The organism is Streptomyces sp. NPDC094034 (genome assembly GCF_040303865.1).
Taxonomy (GTDB): Bacteria; Actinomycetota; Actinomycetes; order Streptomycetales; family Streptomycetaceae; genus Streptomyces.
The window spans coordinates 37012-53293 of sequence record NZ_JBEOUD010000015.1 but is presented as its reverse complement, the minus strand read 5'-3'; the positions used below and the strand labels follow the sequence as shown (position 1 = coordinate 53293).

Genomic DNA, 16282 nt, shown 5'->3' with positions numbered 1-16282 from the left:
CCCCTCATGTCCGTATCGCCCTCGCTCGATGGTCCGCGCGCCACCGCCGCCGCGGCCTCCCGGAAGACACCACCCGCCGACCCCGCGAACCCCGCTCCGCCGGGGACCTCGGGGGCCTCCCCGCTCGCCCCGCCGGGACCCGACGAGATCTCCCGTATCGTCCCCCGACGCCACCCGGGCCGGTGGCTGGCGGCCGCGGTGGCGCTGCTCGGCCTCGCGATGATCGTCAACTCGGTCGTCCGTAACGAGAGATTCCAGTGGAGTGTGGTCAGCCGGTACTTCACCACCCCCGCCGTACTGGACGGTCTGCTGCTCACCCTCTGGCTGACCGCCGCCGTGATGGTGCTGGGCTTTCTCATCGGTACGGTCTTCGCCGTCATGCGGCTCTCCGTCAACCCCGTGCTGCGCACGATCAGTTGGGGATACGTCTGGATCTTCCGCTCGACCCCGCTGCTGGTGCAGCTGCTGTTCTGGTTCAACATCGGCGCGCTCTATCCGACCCTCGGGATCGGGATCCCCTTCGGCCCGGAGTTCCTCACCTTCCAGACCGTGAACCTCTTCGGCGCCGGTCTCACGGCGCTGATCGGCCTCACCCTGCACGAGGCGGCCTACGCGGCGGAAGTGGTGCGCGGCGGCATCCTGTCCGTCGACGCCGGCCAGACGGAGGCGGCCGCGGCACTCGGTCTGAGCCGTCGGCGAGTGCTGCGCCGTGTCGTCGTGCCCCAGGCGATGCGCTCGATCGTCCCCACCGCCGGCAACATGCTCATCGGCACGCTCAAGGGGACGAGCATCGTCAGTGTCCTCGCCGTGCACGACCTGCTGTTCTCGGTGCAGCTGATCTACAACCGCACCTATCAGATCGTTCCACTGCTGATGGTGGCGACCATCTGGTACGTCATCGTCACGACCGTGCTGTCCGTGGGCCAGTTCTATGTCGAGCGCCACTACGCCCGGGGCGCGGCCCGCGAGCTGCCGCCCACGCCGCTCCAGCGCCTGCGTGGGCGCGTGGCGGCCCTGGCCGGGCGGCTCCGTACCGCGAGCGCCGCGGACGCGAAGCCGCTCTGAGACCCGGCACGCCCTGTTGACTCGCTTCCGCTCGCACACTCCGGGTAACGGAGGGAGTCTGGAGACGGATCGATTCGAAGCGGTGACGGAGAGGAAGGACCCACGTGAACAGTGCGCACCAGCCCGCGGCGGACGTCGTCGTGGCTCTCACCGGTGATGAGAAGGAAGACGCACGCGTGGTGTTCGGCGCGCTGCGCACGGCCTTCGCCTGCGACCGCGCGGCGGAGGATGTCCCGCAGGAGGTGGTCGAGGGCCGCCCGACCGTATGGATCGCGACGTTCAATGTGTCCGAGCCACGCGCGGAGCCCCGCCCGGCGCGGCTGAGGGCGCCGGTGGTGGCCACCCTCCAGGGCGGCTATACGGCGGTGGACAGTCTCCGGAAGAGCCTCGCCTCCGCGTTCACCGTCCGCATGGTCGGTACGGCCTCCGGCGACCAGGAGGAGGAAGTCCAGCTACGTCTGGAGAACCGCGGGAATCGCTAGGTCCTTTTCACTCCCACTCGTCTTCACTCCCACTCGTCCGGTCACTCCCACTCGTCCGGCTCGGGGACGAGATGCACCGCGGCCTCCTCCGCCGAAGCCGCGGCGCCGTCGATGCCCACATCGCGGGCGATCATGTCCTTCTCGGTGTCCTCGTGAGCGCCCTCGTCGGGAGCCACCAGCCGGCCCGAGCGATCGTCGCCGACCTCGTCGTCCAGCCGCTCACCCTCGCCGTACGGCAGGTCCCCGATGCCGTCGCCGACAAAGGCGCCCTCGTCGGGGATCTCCTCCGCGAGCCGCTGGTCGAGCGTTTCGCCCACTCGCTGCTCGGTGGCCGTCGTACCGACATGCTCGACACCGAGCGGGCGTTCGGGCGGTGACCAGCCCTCGTCGAACGGGTCCGAGCCGCGGTCGATGAGGGTGTCCTCGGGATCGAGGATGCCCTCGTCCTCGCCGATCTCGGCGCCGTCGGGCTGGTACACCTCGTCGCCCATCGCCTCGCCGTTGTCGCCGCTCACGTCCCTCTCCTCGCCTCCTCCATGCGCCCGGCCGGCCCATCACGGCCGGTGGGACCGTCCACAGCCGGTGGGACCCGCCACGGCCGGGTGGCAGTCCACCATCGGTGAGGCCGTCAGGAGCACGCGAGTGGCCGGAGCGGTTGCGTTCTCACGTCCTGCCCGGGGGCGGCTCATCCACCACGTCCACCTTCCCACCAATCACGGCCGTGTCAAACGGCAGGTGAGCGCCCCTGTGAGGGGGTGCGCGGACCGCCTCGACGCGATCCTCCGTGTTTGTCGGCGCTGTCGTCGGGCACGTGACCAAACGACCCGTACGACCCGTACGACCCGAAATGCAACCCTCCGGAGTCGAACGTGAGCCGAGAACGCATAGTCATCGTCGGAGCCGGGTTCGCCGGCTATCAGGCGGCCCGCACCCTCTGCCACCGGGTCAGGGGCGCGGCCGAGATCGTGCTGCTGAACCCCACCGATTACTTCCTCTACCTCCCGCTCCTGCCCCAGGTCGCGGCGGGCATCCTGGAGCCGCGCCGGGTGACCGTCTCCATCCCGAGCACACTGCCACGCGTACGGCTCGTGCTCGGCGAGGCCAACCACATCGATCTGGAGACGCGGAGTATCGGCTACACCGGACCGGAGGGCGAACGGGGCGAGCTGCGGTACGACCGGCTCGTCCTCGCCGTGGGCAGTGTCAACAAACTGCTCCCCGTCCCCGGGGTGGCGGAGTACGCGCACGGCTTCCGGGGACTGCCGGAAGCGCTCTATCTGCGTGATCACATCACCCGTCAGATAGAGCTGGCGGCCGTCACCGACGACCGGGCGGAGGCCGCCGCGCGCGGCACTTTCGTCGTGGTCGGCGCCGGGTACACCGGCACCGAAGTGGCCGCCCAGGGCAAGCTCTTCACCGACGCGCTGGTCCGTAAACAGCCCGCGTGGCGCCGCACGGACAAACCCCGCTGGCTGCTCCTCGACATCGCCCCGCGCGTCCTGCCTGAGCTGGACCACCGGCTGTCGGACACCGCACAGCGGGTGCTGCGCGAACGCGGTGTGGACGTCCGTACGGGCACCTCCGTCAAGGAGGCGCGAGCGACCGGGATCACCCTGGACGACGGCGAGTTCATCGAGACCCACACCCTGGTCTGGTGTGTGGGCGTACGGCCCGACCCGCTGGTCTCCGATCTCGGGGTGTCCGTCGAGCGGGGCCGGGTGGTGGTGGACCCGCAGCTCAATGTCCCGGGCCACCCCGAGGTGTTCGCCTGCGGTGACGCCGCGGCCGTACCGGATCTCACCAGGCCGGGACGCTTCACACCGATGACGGCTCAGCACGCCACCAGACAGGGCAGGGTGGCGGGCCGCAATGTGGCCGCCTCTCTGGGATACGGGGAGCGGCAGACCTACAAACACAACGACTTGGGGTTCGTGGTGGATCTCGGCGGGGTCAAGGCGGCGGCCAACCCGCTCGGCGTACCGCTGTCGGGGCCGCTCGCGGGGGCCGTCACACGCGGCTACCACCTGGCGGCCATGCCGGGAAACCGGGTGCGCGTCGCCGCCGACTGGATGCTCGACGCGGTCCTGCCGAGGCAGTCCGTCCAGCTCGGACTGGTCCGCTCGTGGACGGTGCCGCTCGAATCGTCCTCGCCCGAACTGGCGAGGGTTCCCGGCGCACCCCGTAAGGAGTGACATGAACAGCCAACGTACGGACAGCAAGCGCTCGAAAAGCCGGCACCACCAGCTGAACAGCGAACAACTCGCCGAACTGGGACAGCAGTTGAGGGTCGACTCGGTACGGGTCGCCGACGCGGCCGGATCCGGCCATCCCACCTCCTCGATGTCCGCCGCCGACCTCATGGCGGCGCTGCTCGCCAACCATCTGCACTACGACTTCGGCCGGCCGGACGATCCGGCCAACGACCGGCTGATCTTCTCCAAGGGACATGCCTCGCCACTGCTGTACTCCATGTATCTGGCGGCAGGCGCGGTGGACGAGAAGGAGTTCCTCACCTACCGCACCCTCGGCAGCCGGCTCGAAGGCCATCCCACCCCACGGCTGCCCTGGGTCGATGTCGCCACCGGCTCGCTGGGCCAGGGGCTTCCCGTCGGCGTCGGCATGGCGCTCGCGGGCCAGCGGCTCAGCCACACTCCGTACCACGTCTGGGTGTTGTCCGGAGACAGCGAGATGGCCGAGGGCTCCGTATGGGAGGCGATCGAGGAGGCCGGTGACCAGCATCTCGACTCGCTGACCCTTGTCATCGACGTCAACCGCCTCGGCCAGCGCGGACCCACCCGCCATCAGCGGGATCTGGACGCGTACGGCCGCAGGCTGCGCGCCTTCGACTGGCACACCATCGAGATCGACGGCCATGACCTCGATGCCGTCGACGCCGCGTTCACCGAGGCCCGGTCGACCTTCCGCAAGCCCACCGCGATCATCGCGGGCACCCGCAAGGGACGTGGTGTCGCCTCCGTCGAGGACCGCGAGGGCATGCACGGCAAGCCGCTGCCCGACGCGGAGAGCGCCATCGAGGAACTGGGCGGGCGGCGCTCCATCCGGGTGTCCGTGGCGAAGCCCACCGAGCCCGGGACCCACGCCCGCGCCGCCGGACGGCGTGCCACCATCAAGCTGCCGCGCTACGACCTCGGCGACTCGGTCGCCACCCGGGACGCCTACGGCCGAGCGCTCGCGGCCCTCGGCACGGCCCGCGAGGACGTGGTCGTACTGGACGGCGAGGTCAGCGACTCCACCCGCTCGGAGTTCTTCGCCAAGGAACACCCCGAGCGGTTCTTCGAGTGCTACATCGCCGAGCAGCAGATGATCGCCGCCGCGGTCGGCATGCAGGCGCTGGGCCATGTCCCGTACGCGTCGACCTTCGCGGCCTTCCTGACCCGCGCGTTCGACTTCCTGCGGATGGCGGCCGTCAGCCGTGCCTCGATCAATGTCGTCGGCTCGCACGCGGGCGTCTCGATCGGCCAGGACGGTCCGTCCCAGATGGGCCTGGAAGACCTGGCGATGTTCCGCTCCATCCACGGCAGTACGGTGCTCCACCCTTGCGACGCCAACCAGACGGCGCGTCTCGTGGCGGCGATGCATGACCTGCCCGGCGTCTGCTACCTGCGTACGCTCCGGGGCGCTACACCGGTCATCTACGGCCCCGGCGAGCGATTCCCGGTCGGTGGCAGCAAGGTGCTGCGCCGCTCGGACGCGGACCGGGTGACGCTGATCGGCATCGGGGTCACGGTCCATGAGTGCCTGAAGGCGGCGGATCTGCTGGCCGGGGAGGGCTTCCCCGTACGGGTCGTCGACCTGTACTCGGTCAAGCCCGTCGACGAACACACACTCCAGGCGGCGGCCGACGAGACCGGCTGCCTGGTCACGGTCGAGGACCATCACCCGGAGGGCGGCATCGGGGACGCGGTGGCCGCGGTCTTCTCGGACGGCCGTCCCGCGCCGAAGCGGCTCGTACGGCTCGCGGTGGGGAACATGCCGGGCTCGGCGACTCCGGCTGAGCAGCTCAGGGCGGCGGGCATCGACGCGGACTCGATCGCGGCGGGGCTGCGGCTGCTGGTGGAACAGACCCTCCGCTGACAGCGGGAGGCCGGCACCAGGAGCCCTGGACAGCAGGACCCGGACACACGGCGAACACACGGCGAAGAGGACGGAGAGAGGGAAGACGGTATGAGCACCCACCATCCAGGCCCGCGGCCCGCACCGGCCGTGACACACCGGCCGACCGAGCGCGAGGGGCGGATACGTACCTGCGTTCCGGCGCGGGTCGCCCCACGCGAGCGCCGGGCCAGAGCCGGCCATGGGCGCCAGGAGACGGCCGATCAGGAGTGGAACGTCGTGCGCGGAGAGGACTGAATGACTGGCGTGTTCCCCGCGATCGAGGCCCACGCGCCCGCGTCCCGTGTTGCGGGGCCGGTCGCGGCACGGGAGGGTCGGACTGCCGAATCGAGGCGAATCGAGGAGGAATCGCCCCCATGCCCATCGCGACGGTGAATCCAGCCAGCGGAGAGACACTCAAGACCTTCGACGCGCTGGGAGCCGAGGAGATCGAGAGCCGGATCGCTCGCGCCGCCCAGGCGTTCCGGCACTACCGGCTCACCGGATTCGACGAACGCGCGCGGCTGCTGAACCGCGCCGCCGACCTGCTTGAGAAGGACGCGCCGGAGATCGCCCGGACCATGACCACCGAGATGGGCAAGCCACTCGCGGCGGCCCGCGCCGAGGCGTTGAAGTGTGTGAAGGCGATGCGCTGGTTCGCGGAGCGCGCCGAGGAACTGCTCGCGGACGAGTACCCCTCGGACGCCGACGTACGGGACGCGGGCGCGTCCCGGGTGAGCGTCCACTACCGGCCGCTGGGCGTGGTCCTCGCGGTGATGCCGTGGAACTTCCCCCTCTGGCAGGTCGTACGGTTCGCCGCGCCCGCGCTGATGGCCGGCAATGTGGGGCTCCTCAAACACGCCTCGAACGTTCCGCAGACCGCCCTCTACCTGGAAGACCTGTTCGCCAGGGCCGGATTCCCGGCGGGCTGCTTCCAGACGCTGCTGGTGGGTTCCAGCGCGATCGAGAACATCCTGCGCGACCCCCGGGTGGCCGCCGCGACACTCACCGGCAGCGAGCCGGCCGGCCGGTCGGTGGCGGCGATCGCGTCCGACGAGGTCAAGAAGACCGTTCTGGAGCTGGGCGGCAGCGACCCGTATGTGGTCATGCCCTCGGCCGACATCGAACGCGCGGCGCGTACGGCGGTCACGGCCCGGGTGCAGAACAACGGCCAGTCCTGTATCGCCGCCAAACGCTTCATCGTGCACGAGGACGTCTACGACGTCTTCGCCGAGCGGTTCACCGCGGGGATGCGTGATCTGACGGTCGGCGACCCGATGGACGAGTCCACCGATGTGGGGCCGCTCTCCACCGAGCGGGGCCGGGCCGATCTGGAGAGACTGGTCGACGACGCGCTGAGCCGGGGCGCGACCGCGCTGTGCGGGGGCCGGCGGCCCAAGGGGCACGAGCGGGGCTGGTACTACGCGCCGACGGTGCTCACCGGCATCACCTCCGCCATGCGGATCCACCGCGAGGAGACGTTCGGGCCGGTCGCCACGCTCTACCGGGTCTCCGGCCTGGACGAGGCGGTGGCGCTCGCCAACGACACGCCCTTCGGCCTGAGTTCGAACGTCTGGACACGGGACGAGGGGGACGTGCGCCGCTTCGTACGGGATCTGGAGGCGGGCGGGATCTTCTTCAACGGGATGACGGCCTCGCATCCCGCCCTTCCCTTCGGCGGTGCGAAGCGCTCCGGTTACGGGCGCGAGCTGTCGGCGCACGGCATCCGGGAGTTCTGCGACATCACCACGGTGTGGCACGGCGCGGAGCCGGACGACACCCACTAGGGACGACACCCACGAGAGACGACACCCACTGGAGACGACACCCACTGGGCCGGGGCCCGCCACGGCCACCCCGGGCCGCCATGGCCACCCAGTGGTATGGCTCCGAGGAGGACCGGGTTCAAGGAGGACCGGTTCAAGGACAAGGCGGAAAGGCCGGGAACAGCAGGGAGAAGGGAGACGGGTATGCGCAAGGCGACCACGACCACCGCGGGCGCGTCGGCCGGGCTCACCGAGGCAGAGCTCGCCGCTCTCGACGCCCACTGGCGTGCCGCCAACTATCTCGCCGTCGGCCAGATCTATCTGATGGCCAACCCGCTGCTCCAGGAGCCCCTGGCGCCGGAACACATCAAGCCCCGTCTCCTCGGCCACTGGGGGACCTCACCCGGCCTGAACCTCGTGCACACCCATCTCAACCGAGTGATCAAGGCCCGGGATCTCGACGCGCTCTGCGTCTGGGGGCCGGGCCACGGAGGTCCGGCCGTACTCGCCAATTCCTGGCTGGACGGCACGTACTCGGAGACCTATCCGGATGTCAGCCAGGACCGGGCGGGCATGGAGCGGCTCTTCCGGCAGTTCTCCTTCCCCGGCGGGGTCCCCAGCCATGTCGCTCCCGAGACACCGGGCTCGATCCACGAGGGCGGCGAACTCGGCTACTCCCTCGCGCACGCCTACGGAGCCGCGCTGGACAACCCCGAGCTGCTGGTGGCCTGTGTGATCGGTGACGGTGAGGCGGAGACGGGGCCGCTTGCCGCGTCCTGGCACGCGAACAAGTTCCATGATCCGATCCACGGCGGCGCGGTCCTGCCGATCCTGCATCTCAATGGCTACAAGATCGCCAACCCGACCGTGCTCGCCCGGCTGCCGGAGGGCGAACTCGACTCCCTGCTGCGCGGCTACGGTCATGAGCCCCTCCATGTCACCGGCGACGAGCCCATGGCCGTGCACCGCGCCATGGCCGCGACCATGGACCGCGCCCTGGACCGTATCGCCCAGATCCAGCGGGACGCCCGCGAGGGCCGGAGCACCGACCGGCCGAACTGGCCCATGATCGTGCTGCGTACGCCCAAGGGCTGGACCGGTCCCCGTGAGGTCGACGGGCTGCCCGTCGAGGGGACCTGGCGCGCGCATCAGGTCCCGCTGAGCCGTGTCCGGGAGAACCCCGACCATCTGCGCATGCTCCAGGCATGGCTGCGCTCCTACCGTCCCGAGGAACTGTTCGACGCGATGGGCACGCCCCATCCCTCGGTACTCGACTGCGTACCGGCGGGAACGCGCAGGCTGGGCGCCAATCCGCACGCCAACGGCGGTCTGCTGCTGCGAGATCTGCCGGTCCCGCCACTGGAGCGGCACGCGGTCCGGGTGGACCGGCCGGGTACGGGCCTGCACGAACCCACCCGGGTGCTCGGCTCCTTGCTGGAATCCGTCATGGAAGCGTCCTCGGGACGGCGCGACTTCCGGGTCTTCGGCGCCGATGAGACGGCGTCCAACCGGCTGGACGCGCTCTACGAGGCCACGGCGAAGGCATGGGAGGCCGAGACGCTCGACACGGACGAGCGTCTCGCGCCCGACGGCCGGGTCATGGAAGTGCTCTCCGAGCATCTGTGCCAGGGATGGCTGGAGGGCTATCTCCTCACCGGCCGGCATGGTCTCTTCTCCAGCTACGAGGCGTTCGCCCATATCGTCGACTCCATGGTCAACCAGCACATCAAGTGGCTGCGGACCTCGCGGCGACTGCACTGGCGCCGACCCATCGCCTCCCTCAACTATCTGCTGACCTCCCACGTCTGGCGCCAGGACCACAACGGCTTCTCCCACCAGGACCCCGGCTTCGTCGACCACATCCTGAACAAGAGCCCCGAGGTCGTACGGGTCTATCTGCCGCCGGACGCCAATACGCTGCTCTGCGTGGCCGACCATGTGCTGCGCAGCCGCGACTACGTCAATGTGATCGTCGCCGGCAAGCAGCCGAGCTTGGACTGGCTCACGCTCGACGAGGCCCGCGCCCACGCCGCCCGGGGTGCGGGGGTCTGGTCGTGGGCCGGTACGGAGAGCGCCTCGAAGACCAGCTACCGGGAGCCGGACGCCGTCCTGGCCTGTGCCGGGGACGTGCCCACCCTGGAGACACTGGCCGCCGCCGACCTGCTGCGGCGGTATCTGCCCCAGCTGGTCGTACGCGTGATCAACATCGTCGACATGGCGCGGCTGCTGCCCCATGACGAACACCCGCACGGGATGCCGGACTCCGAGTACGACGCCCTGTTCACCGCCGACAAGCCGGTGATCTTCGCGTACCACGGCTATCCCTGGCTGATCCACCGGCTCGCCTACCGCCGCAGGGGCCATGACAATCTCCATGTCCGCGGCTACAAGGAGAGGGGGACGACCACGACCCCGTTCGACATGGTCGTCCGCAATGACCTCGACCGCTACCGGCTGGTCATGGATGTGATCGACCGCGTGCCGGGGCTGGGGGTCCGGGCGGTCGCCGTGCGCCAGACGATGGCGGACGTACGTACCCGCCACCACGCCTGGATCCGCCGGCACGGTACGGACCTGCCCGAGGTCGCCGACTGGACGTGGACGGGCTGAGCCCGGCTCCACCGGACGGCGGAGCCGGGCCCGCGCCGCCCTGTACGCGCCACGGCTTACGGCGTGAACTCACCGGTCAGCGCGGCGGCCATGCGCAGGTGCGGCGCGGCCTCAGCCGCCCTGCCCTGCCGCTCCAGCGTCCGGCCCAGCATCAGCCGGGCGTAGTGCTCCACCGGGTCGCGCTCCAGGACGGCTCGCAGCTCGGTCTCGGCCTTCGCCAGCCGGGCCGAGTGGTAGTAGGCGCGGGCGAGCAGCAGCCGCGGCGCGACCTGCTCCGGAACCTCGTCCACCAGCCCGCCGAGGATACGGGCGGCCGTGACGTACTCCTTGGCGTCGAAGAACAGCCGCGCGCGGTCCCAGCGCTCGGCGGCCGTTCCGTACTCGTAGTACGTGGTCTCCACGTGCCCTCCTTCATCGTCTTCGTACACCCTGAACACCCTAAGATGGTTGAACATTCCACTATCGAATTCGTGTGGGTACTGCCCGACCGGGGCACCACGGGAATAGGTTGTCCGCCATGAGTAATCTTGATCGTCAGGCATCCGTCAGCGTCTGCGGCGGTCGCGGCTTCGTCGTCGCCGAACCGGTACGTGAGTTGCTGAGCCCGCGCCGGGTCCAGCTGGGGGAGTCCACGGAGGTCCGCAGGCTGCTGCCCAACCTGGGCCGCCGCATGGTGGGTGCCTGGGCCTTTGTCGATCATTACGGGCCCGATGACATCGCCGACGCCTCCGGTATGCAGGTGCCGCCCCACCCGCACATGGGGCTCCAGACCGTCAGCTGGCTGCACGACGGCGAGGTGCTGCACCGCGACAGCCTGGGCAGCCTCCAGACCGTCCGCCCACGCGAACTGGGCCTGATGACCTCCGGCCGGGCCATCTCCCACTCCGAGGAGAGCCCGCGCTCACACGCGCGCTTCCTGCACGGCGCCCAGCTCTGGGTCGCCCTCCCGGAAGCGCACCGCCAGGTCACCCCGCACTTCCAGCACCACGCGGACCTGCCCGTCGTCACAGCCCCGGGCCTGATCGCCACCGTCATCCTCGGCGCCCTCGACGGCGCCGTCTCGCCAGGCACCACCTACAGCCCCCTGGTCGGCGCCGACCTGGCCCTCGCCCGCGGCGCCCGGACCCGGCTGCCGCTCGACCCCGACTTCGAATACGCCGTACTGGCCATGTCCGGCGAGGCCGAGGTCGACGGCGTACCCGTACTGCCCGGATCGATGCTCTACCTCGGCTGCGGCCGCACGGAACTCCCCCTGCGCGCCGAGTCCGACGCCGGACTGATGCTCCTCGGCGGCGAGCCCTTCGAGGAGGAGATCGTCATGTGGTGGAACTTCATCGGCCGTTCGCACGAGGAGATCGAGGAGGCGCGGAGGGGCTGGATGGAAGGCTCCCGCTTCGGCGAGGTCACCGGCTACGCGGGTGACCGCCTCCCCGCCCCCGAACTCCCGCCGGTGGCACTCAAACCGCGTGGACGGGTGCGCTGACCCGCGGCGACAGGTTTGGAACGGTTCCCGCCGCGTGCCCACCCGGCGTTCCCCCGCCGGTTCGACGGGGGAACGCCGATGTGCCTGCCGTCGACCGGTTTCGCGGGTGCCCGGGTGGCGCAAGTGTGGGCACGTGTGACCAGGCCGCGAACTCGTCGCGAACCGACGAGGCAAGGCCAGGACCGGCACCCGGACGCCGCCGACGTCAGCCGCCGCAACGCACCGCGTCAACCGATCCACGATCCAGGAGTGACACCATGAGATGGGACAACCACCGCGTCGTCATCACGGCCGCCGGCCGTGACTTCGGGCGAACCCTGGCCATCCGCCTCGCGGACCTCGGCGCCGAGGTCTTCCTCTCGGCACGCGACCTCGCCGCCGCCCAACGAGTCCGCGACGAGATTCGCGACCGCGGCCATCGGCACGTGCATGCCTTCGCCTGCGACCTGACGGACCCCGCATCAATCCGCGACTTCGCTTCCGGCGTCGCGGAACACACCGACCGCGTCGACATCCTCATCAACAACGGCTCTCGCTACCTCGAAGGGCCGGATGTGCTGTCCGCGACGGACGAGGACGTCGTCAACACCATTGCCTCCGGCGCCACCGGCACGGTCCTGACGACGAAGAGCTTCCTCCCCCTCCTGCTCAAGTCGGAGATGCCAGATATCGTCACGATGGTTTCCGCATGCGGAACACCGGGCCATCACCGGTCAGACGCGCACGACGCCTTCTATGCGGCCAAGAGCGCCCAAACAGGCTTCACCGAGATCCTCTCCAAGCGCCTGCGTCCTCAAGGGGTCCGGGTGATCTCGCTCTACCCGCCGGACTTCGACAACGCCGACCCGCTCTCCGAGGAGTGGGAGACCACCCCGCGCGAGGCCAAGGACACCCTCACCGCGCACTCGCTCGTGGAGTGCATCCTCTTCGCCGTCGGCCAGCCTCGCGACTGCTTCATCAAAGCGTTCCACTTCGAACAGGTCTGAGCAATGCCCTCGTAGCGCATGGCCCGCACAGGTGACAGGCCGGATCGGCTCATCGAGGGTCGTCGATCTGAGACCAGACCCGCTGGATCGTCCGGTAGTCGATCACAGCGATGTCCTCCTGCCGCAGAACTTCACGGGCCTGCGGCGATGTCAGGAACTCGTAGTCGGTCCGACGCACGAGCCGGCCACTGTCGGCGGCCGGGGGCGGCGGTGAGCGTCCCAGCACCCTGCTGAACAAGATGCCAACTGGCCGCTCAAACGGGCCAGACATCGCAGAGGCCCCGTCGAGCCCGGCACGGCGGGGTCAGCCGAACAGGCCGGAACCGAGCGGGTGCTGTTCGTCGAAGCCGGGGAGGATCAGGAAGGTCGCGCTGGCGGTCGTGGTGGTGAAGGGCAGCAGTGCGTCCGAGGCGTCCATGCGGCTGAGTGTGGCCGTGAAGGTCCGCAGATCGTTCTGGAAGCTGATGAAGAGCAGGCCGGGGGCGGGCTCGTCGGTGCTGTAGGAACGGCGGAGCATGAGGCCGACGCCGACCACGGTGGGGTTCGCCCTGCGGACGTGGGCGTCCACGGGGACGAGATAGCGCCCGTCGGGCGTCTTGGCGCCGAGTTCCGGGCCCGCGGCGACGGTCCCGCCGGAGAGGGGTACGCCGCTGGCCCGGCGCCTCCCGAAGACCGCCTCCTGCTCGGCGACGGACAGTGCGGCGAACCGGGTCAGGTCGAGTTCCATGCGCCGCAGTACGGCCAGGGTGCCGCCGGCGACCGCGGGGGGCCCGGCCAGCCACAGGTCACGCTCCTGCTCGGCCGTCGTGTGCGGGCCCACGATGCCGTCGATGAAGCCGAGCAGGTTGCGCGGCGCGGTGACGCCCTCGGCGACGGACACGTTCGCACCGCGGCGTCCGCTCTGCCGCCAGCGTTCGCGGACGCGGTCGCCGGCCTGGTCAAGGAGCGCGGCGGCGACGACCGGTAGGAGCAGGGCGTCGTCGGCGCAGATCTGTATCAGCAGATCACCGCCGCGGGCCGGCGGGGCGATGCGTTCGCGGGAGAACCGCGGGAGGTCGGCCGCGCCGGGCAGTGCGGCACCGGCCGGCCGTACCAGCCGCGGACCCACGCCGACGGTCACGGTCAGGTCACCCGGGGACAGGCCCAGCAGCCGCGGATCGGACCCGGCGGTGAGGGCGCGGATGGTCTCGCCGAGTTCCGCCAGCAATGGGCCGGGCGCCACCGCGGTGTCGAGGTCGGCCACCACGGCCAGCAGATTGCGCTGGGCCGACTGGGGAAGCGTGACGCCCGCCTGATGCCGGCCCGTCGCCGGGACCGTCGTGGCCATGGCCGCCGCGGAAGGGGCGGGCGGGCCCGGCCGGGCGGAGTCCGATGAGCACCCGGCGATGAGACCGGCGGCCACCGTGGCGCCGGTGGCATCGAGGAACGCGCGGCGTGACGGGTGGCGATCGGCGCGGTTCATGATGTGCAGAGTGCCATACGCGCCTCGCGTCTGCCGTTCAACTTCGCTATTCCGGCGCGGAATTCGCCGCCGTGACAGACTGGGATCATGTCTCGATCAGCTCTTCGCGTGATGGCGGCGGTACTGGGCGCACTGACACTGGTGGCCGGTTGCGGCGGTGGTGACGGCGGTGGCGGCGACGACGGATCGGGCAAGGGCCAACGGCCGGAGGGTGCGCGGGTGACGATCCGGGTGCCCGGCGACGCCCCGACGATCTCGGACGCGGTGTCCCTGGCCCGCCCCGGTGATCTGGTGCTGGTGGCCCCGGGTGTGTACCGCGAGTCGGTGAGGATCGACACAGCTCGTATCACGCTGCGGGGCGAGTCCCGCCACAAGGTGGTCATCGACGGGCAGTTGCGACGGCCGAACGGAGTGGTCGTCACCGCGCCCGGGGTGGCCGTGCAGAATCTGACCGTGCGGCAGAACACGCAGAACGGGGTGCTGGTCACCGGTTCGGCGGCGGCGGTCAACGGGCTGCCGGGGAGCGGCGGTTACGACACCGGCGACGAACCCGTCAGCCTCCTGAAGTCGTTCCTGGTCTCGCATGTGACCGCGACCCGTAACGGCCTGTACGGCATCTACGCGTTCTCCGCGCAGAACGGTGTCATCGAGCACTCCTACGCATCGGGCGGCGCGGACTCGGGGATCTATGTCGGCCAGTGCAAGCCGTGTCGGATCGTGGTGCGGGACAATGTGGCCGAACTCAACGCGGTCGGTTACGAAGGCACCAACGCCGGCGGCGACATGTATGTGGTCGGCAACCGTCTGGTCGGCAACCGCGTCGGACTGACCACCAACTCCGACCACCAGGAGAAACTGCTCCCGCAGCGCGACGCCGTCATCGCCGGCAACCTGATCGCGGACAACCAGCAGTCACGGACCCCCGAACAGGCCGACGGGGGCTGGGGCCTCGGTATCGGCGTCGACGGCGGCAGCGACAACCAGTTCATCCGCAACCGGATCACCGGAAACACCAACGCCGGGCTCCTGATCACCGCGACCGCCGACCTGACGGCGGACCGCAACCGGATCACGGACAACACCTTCACCGCCAACGGCGTCGACGTCGGCTGGACGTTCCCCACCGCCACCCGCGGACAGGGCAACTGCCTGCGGGGGAACGTGCTTCGCAGGACCGTACCCGCGGGGCTCGAAGACACCGCGTCCTGCCCGCTTTCCGCCACGTCCCCCACGCCCTCCGGCAGTTGGGCGAGTCCGCCGGCGCCCGCGGGCATCCCGTTCACCGACGTGGCCGCGCCGGGCCCGCAGCCGGAGTTCCCGCGTGCCGCCACCACAGGCGCCACCGCCGTGCCGGACGTTCCGACGCTGCCGGACATCGCGGACATCGCGCTGCCGTCGGCGTCGCTGCTCGCCACCGGTGCGGCGGTAGGGACCTCCTGAGCGGCGGCTACGACGGTCCCGGCGCCGGTGTGATTCCGGGGACCGGCTGGACGGGCACGTACGCCCTGGTGTCGAAGTCGAAGACCACCGGCTGCGACTCGGAGGCGATACTGACCTGAACCTGGTGCATGGTGCCGTCCGAACCGATCCAGTAGCGCACGGTCTGCGACGAACCGGCCTTGGTATCGGCGTCAGGCCCGTTCATGATGTCCGTCCGATGGCCGTGCACCGTGTCCCGCCCGACCCATGCGGCGCCGTTCTGCGGCAGCAGCGCGGCGTTGTCCGGCCGGTCGTTGCCGAGGCGGAGCGCGATGGCCAGCGAGCTGTCCAGGGACATGCCGGTTGTCCGCAGCTGACGGCTGTACCAACCGGACGCGGGCGGCGACGCGGGTGCGGTCGCCGGGGGATCCGTCATGGGGTGGACCAGGACGGTAGTGGCCGTCCACTGGATCAGCCCGTCGCTGGATGTGTCGCGCCCGGTCCCGCGCACCACCCCGTAACCGGTGTGGGTGCGGTAATCGACGGATCCGGTGATCACCAGTCCACCGGTGGCGTTCGGCACGGTGATCGTCACCGCACGGCCACCCGCCTGGTAGTTGAGGAACCGCGTGACAGCCAGCCGGTTCACTTCGTCCGAGGTCAACGCCCGCGGGGCGGTGGGGCCACCGCTGTCGCCGAGGAGGACGAAAGCGGTGACGGCGGCAGCCATGATGCCGATGACGGCGGCTGCCGCCCATCGTCGCCCTGGCCACCGGCGGCGCCGGCCCGGCTCGCGTCCCGGAAGACCCTGCTTGATGTCGATGCTCCGCGTTCTTATACTCCGCACGCGGCGCGACTGTAACAGGTCTTCGCCGGGGGACCATCAAACGCTGCGT

General features: G+C 70.2%; 14 protein-coding genes. 9 read left to right on the top strand and 5 right to left on the bottom strand.

Annotated features, from left to right (window positions below):
• The first annotated feature begins 6 nt into the window (after window positions 1-6).
• Both ABTZ59_RS16070 and ABTZ59_RS16065 read left to right on the top strand, forming a co-directional pair.
• Window positions 7-1065, top strand: a complete 1059-nt coding sequence (locus ABTZ59_RS16070; protein ID WP_351396828.1) for an amino acid ABC transporter permease — start codon at window positions 7-9, stop codon at window positions 1063-1065.
• A gap of 104 nt (window positions 1066-1169) precedes the next feature.
• A complete protein-coding gene (locus ABTZ59_RS16065; protein ID WP_351396825.1) occupies window positions 1170-1547 on the top strand; it encodes a hypothetical protein in 378 nt (125 codons plus the stop codon).
• A 41-nt stretch (window positions 1548-1588) separates the two neighbouring features.
• On the opposite strand, the gene ABTZ59_RS16060 is transcribed toward ABTZ59_RS16065, so the two are convergent.
• Entirely contained in the window at window positions 1589-2038 is a 450-nt protein-coding gene (locus tag ABTZ59_RS16060; protein WP_351397085.1) for a DUF5709 domain-containing protein, read from the bottom strand.
• A 378-nt stretch (window positions 2039-2416) separates the two neighbouring features.
• On the opposite strand from ABTZ59_RS16060, the gene ABTZ59_RS16055 reads away from it, so the two are divergent.
• The 4 genes from ABTZ59_RS16055 (at window position 2417) to ABTZ59_RS16040 (ending at window position 10036) form a co-directional block, all read left to right on the top strand.
• Window positions 2417-3739 (top strand): NAD(P)/FAD-dependent oxidoreductase, encoded by a 1323-nt coding sequence (locus ABTZ59_RS16055; protein ID WP_351396822.1) that lies wholly within the window; start codon window positions 2417-2419, stop codon window positions 3737-3739.
• Window positions 3740-3791: 52 nt separating this feature from the next.
• Window positions 3792-5642, top strand: coding sequence for a transketolase (locus ABTZ59_RS16050; RefSeq protein ID WP_351397082.1), 1851 nt, complete (start codon window positions 3792-3794; stop codon window positions 5640-5642).
• A 395-nt stretch (window positions 5643-6037) separates the two neighbouring features.
• Complete coding sequence (locus ABTZ59_RS16045; RefSeq protein WP_351396819.1) at window positions 6038-7447, top strand: NADP-dependent succinic semialdehyde dehydrogenase; 1410 nt, start codon at window positions 6038-6040, stop codon at window positions 7445-7447.
• 183 nt (window positions 7448-7630) lie between these two features.
• A complete protein-coding gene (locus tag ABTZ59_RS16040; RefSeq protein ID WP_351396816.1) occupies window positions 7631-10036 on the top strand; it encodes a phosphoketolase family protein in 2406 nt (801 codons plus the stop codon).
• A 56-nt stretch (window positions 10037-10092) separates the two neighbouring features.
• On the opposite strand, the gene ABTZ59_RS16035 is transcribed toward ABTZ59_RS16040, so the two are convergent.
• Window positions 10093-10437: a tetratricopeptide repeat protein gene (locus tag ABTZ59_RS16035; RefSeq protein WP_351396813.1), complete on the bottom strand. Its 345-nt coding sequence runs from the start codon at window positions 10435-10437 to the stop codon at window positions 10093-10095.
• 116 nt (window positions 10438-10553) lie between these two features.
• Between ABTZ59_RS16035 and ABTZ59_RS16030 the strand changes: the two genes are divergently transcribed.
• The gene (locus ABTZ59_RS16030) at window positions 10554-11519 is read left to right on the top strand and encodes a pirin family protein (RefSeq protein ID WP_351396810.1); all 966 of its coding nucleotides are present in this window, start codon (window positions 10554-10556) and stop codon (window positions 11517-11519) included.
• 257 nt (window positions 11520-11776) lie between these two features.
• Entirely contained in the window at window positions 11777-12505 is a 729-nt protein-coding gene (locus tag ABTZ59_RS16025) for an SDR family oxidoreductase (RefSeq protein WP_351396807.1), read from the top strand.
• 49 nt (window positions 12506-12554) lie between these two features.
• Here the strand turns inward: ABTZ59_RS16025 and ABTZ59_RS16020 are convergent, their stop codons facing one another.
• Both ABTZ59_RS16020 and ABTZ59_RS16015 read right to left on the bottom strand, forming a co-directional pair.
• Window positions 12555-12743 carry a hypothetical protein gene (locus tag ABTZ59_RS16020; protein ID WP_351397116.1) on the bottom strand — a complete coding sequence of 63 codons (189 nt, stop codon included), beginning with the start codon at window positions 12741-12743 and terminating at the stop codon, window positions 12555-12557.
• A 66-nt stretch (window positions 12744-12809) separates the two neighbouring features.
• Window positions 12810-13967, bottom strand: coding sequence for a Dyp-type peroxidase (locus tag ABTZ59_RS16015; RefSeq protein ID WP_351396804.1), 1158 nt, complete (start codon window positions 13965-13967; stop codon window positions 12810-12812).
• Between the two features lie 87 nt (window positions 13968-14054).
• On the opposite strand from ABTZ59_RS16015, the gene ABTZ59_RS16010 reads away from it, so the two are divergent.
• On the top strand, window positions 14055-15407 hold the full coding sequence (locus ABTZ59_RS16010; protein ID WP_351396801.1) for a right-handed parallel beta-helix repeat-containing protein: 1353 nt from the start codon (window positions 14055-14057) through the stop codon (window positions 15405-15407).
• Window positions 15408-15414: 7 nt separating this feature from the next.
• Here the strand turns inward: ABTZ59_RS16010 and ABTZ59_RS16005 are convergent, their stop codons facing one another.
• Window positions 15415-16116 carry a hypothetical protein gene (locus ABTZ59_RS16005; protein WP_351396798.1) on the bottom strand — a complete coding sequence of 234 codons (702 nt, stop codon included), beginning with the start codon at window positions 16114-16116 and terminating at the stop codon, window positions 15415-15417.
• Window positions 16117-16282: the final 166 nt, after the last annotated feature.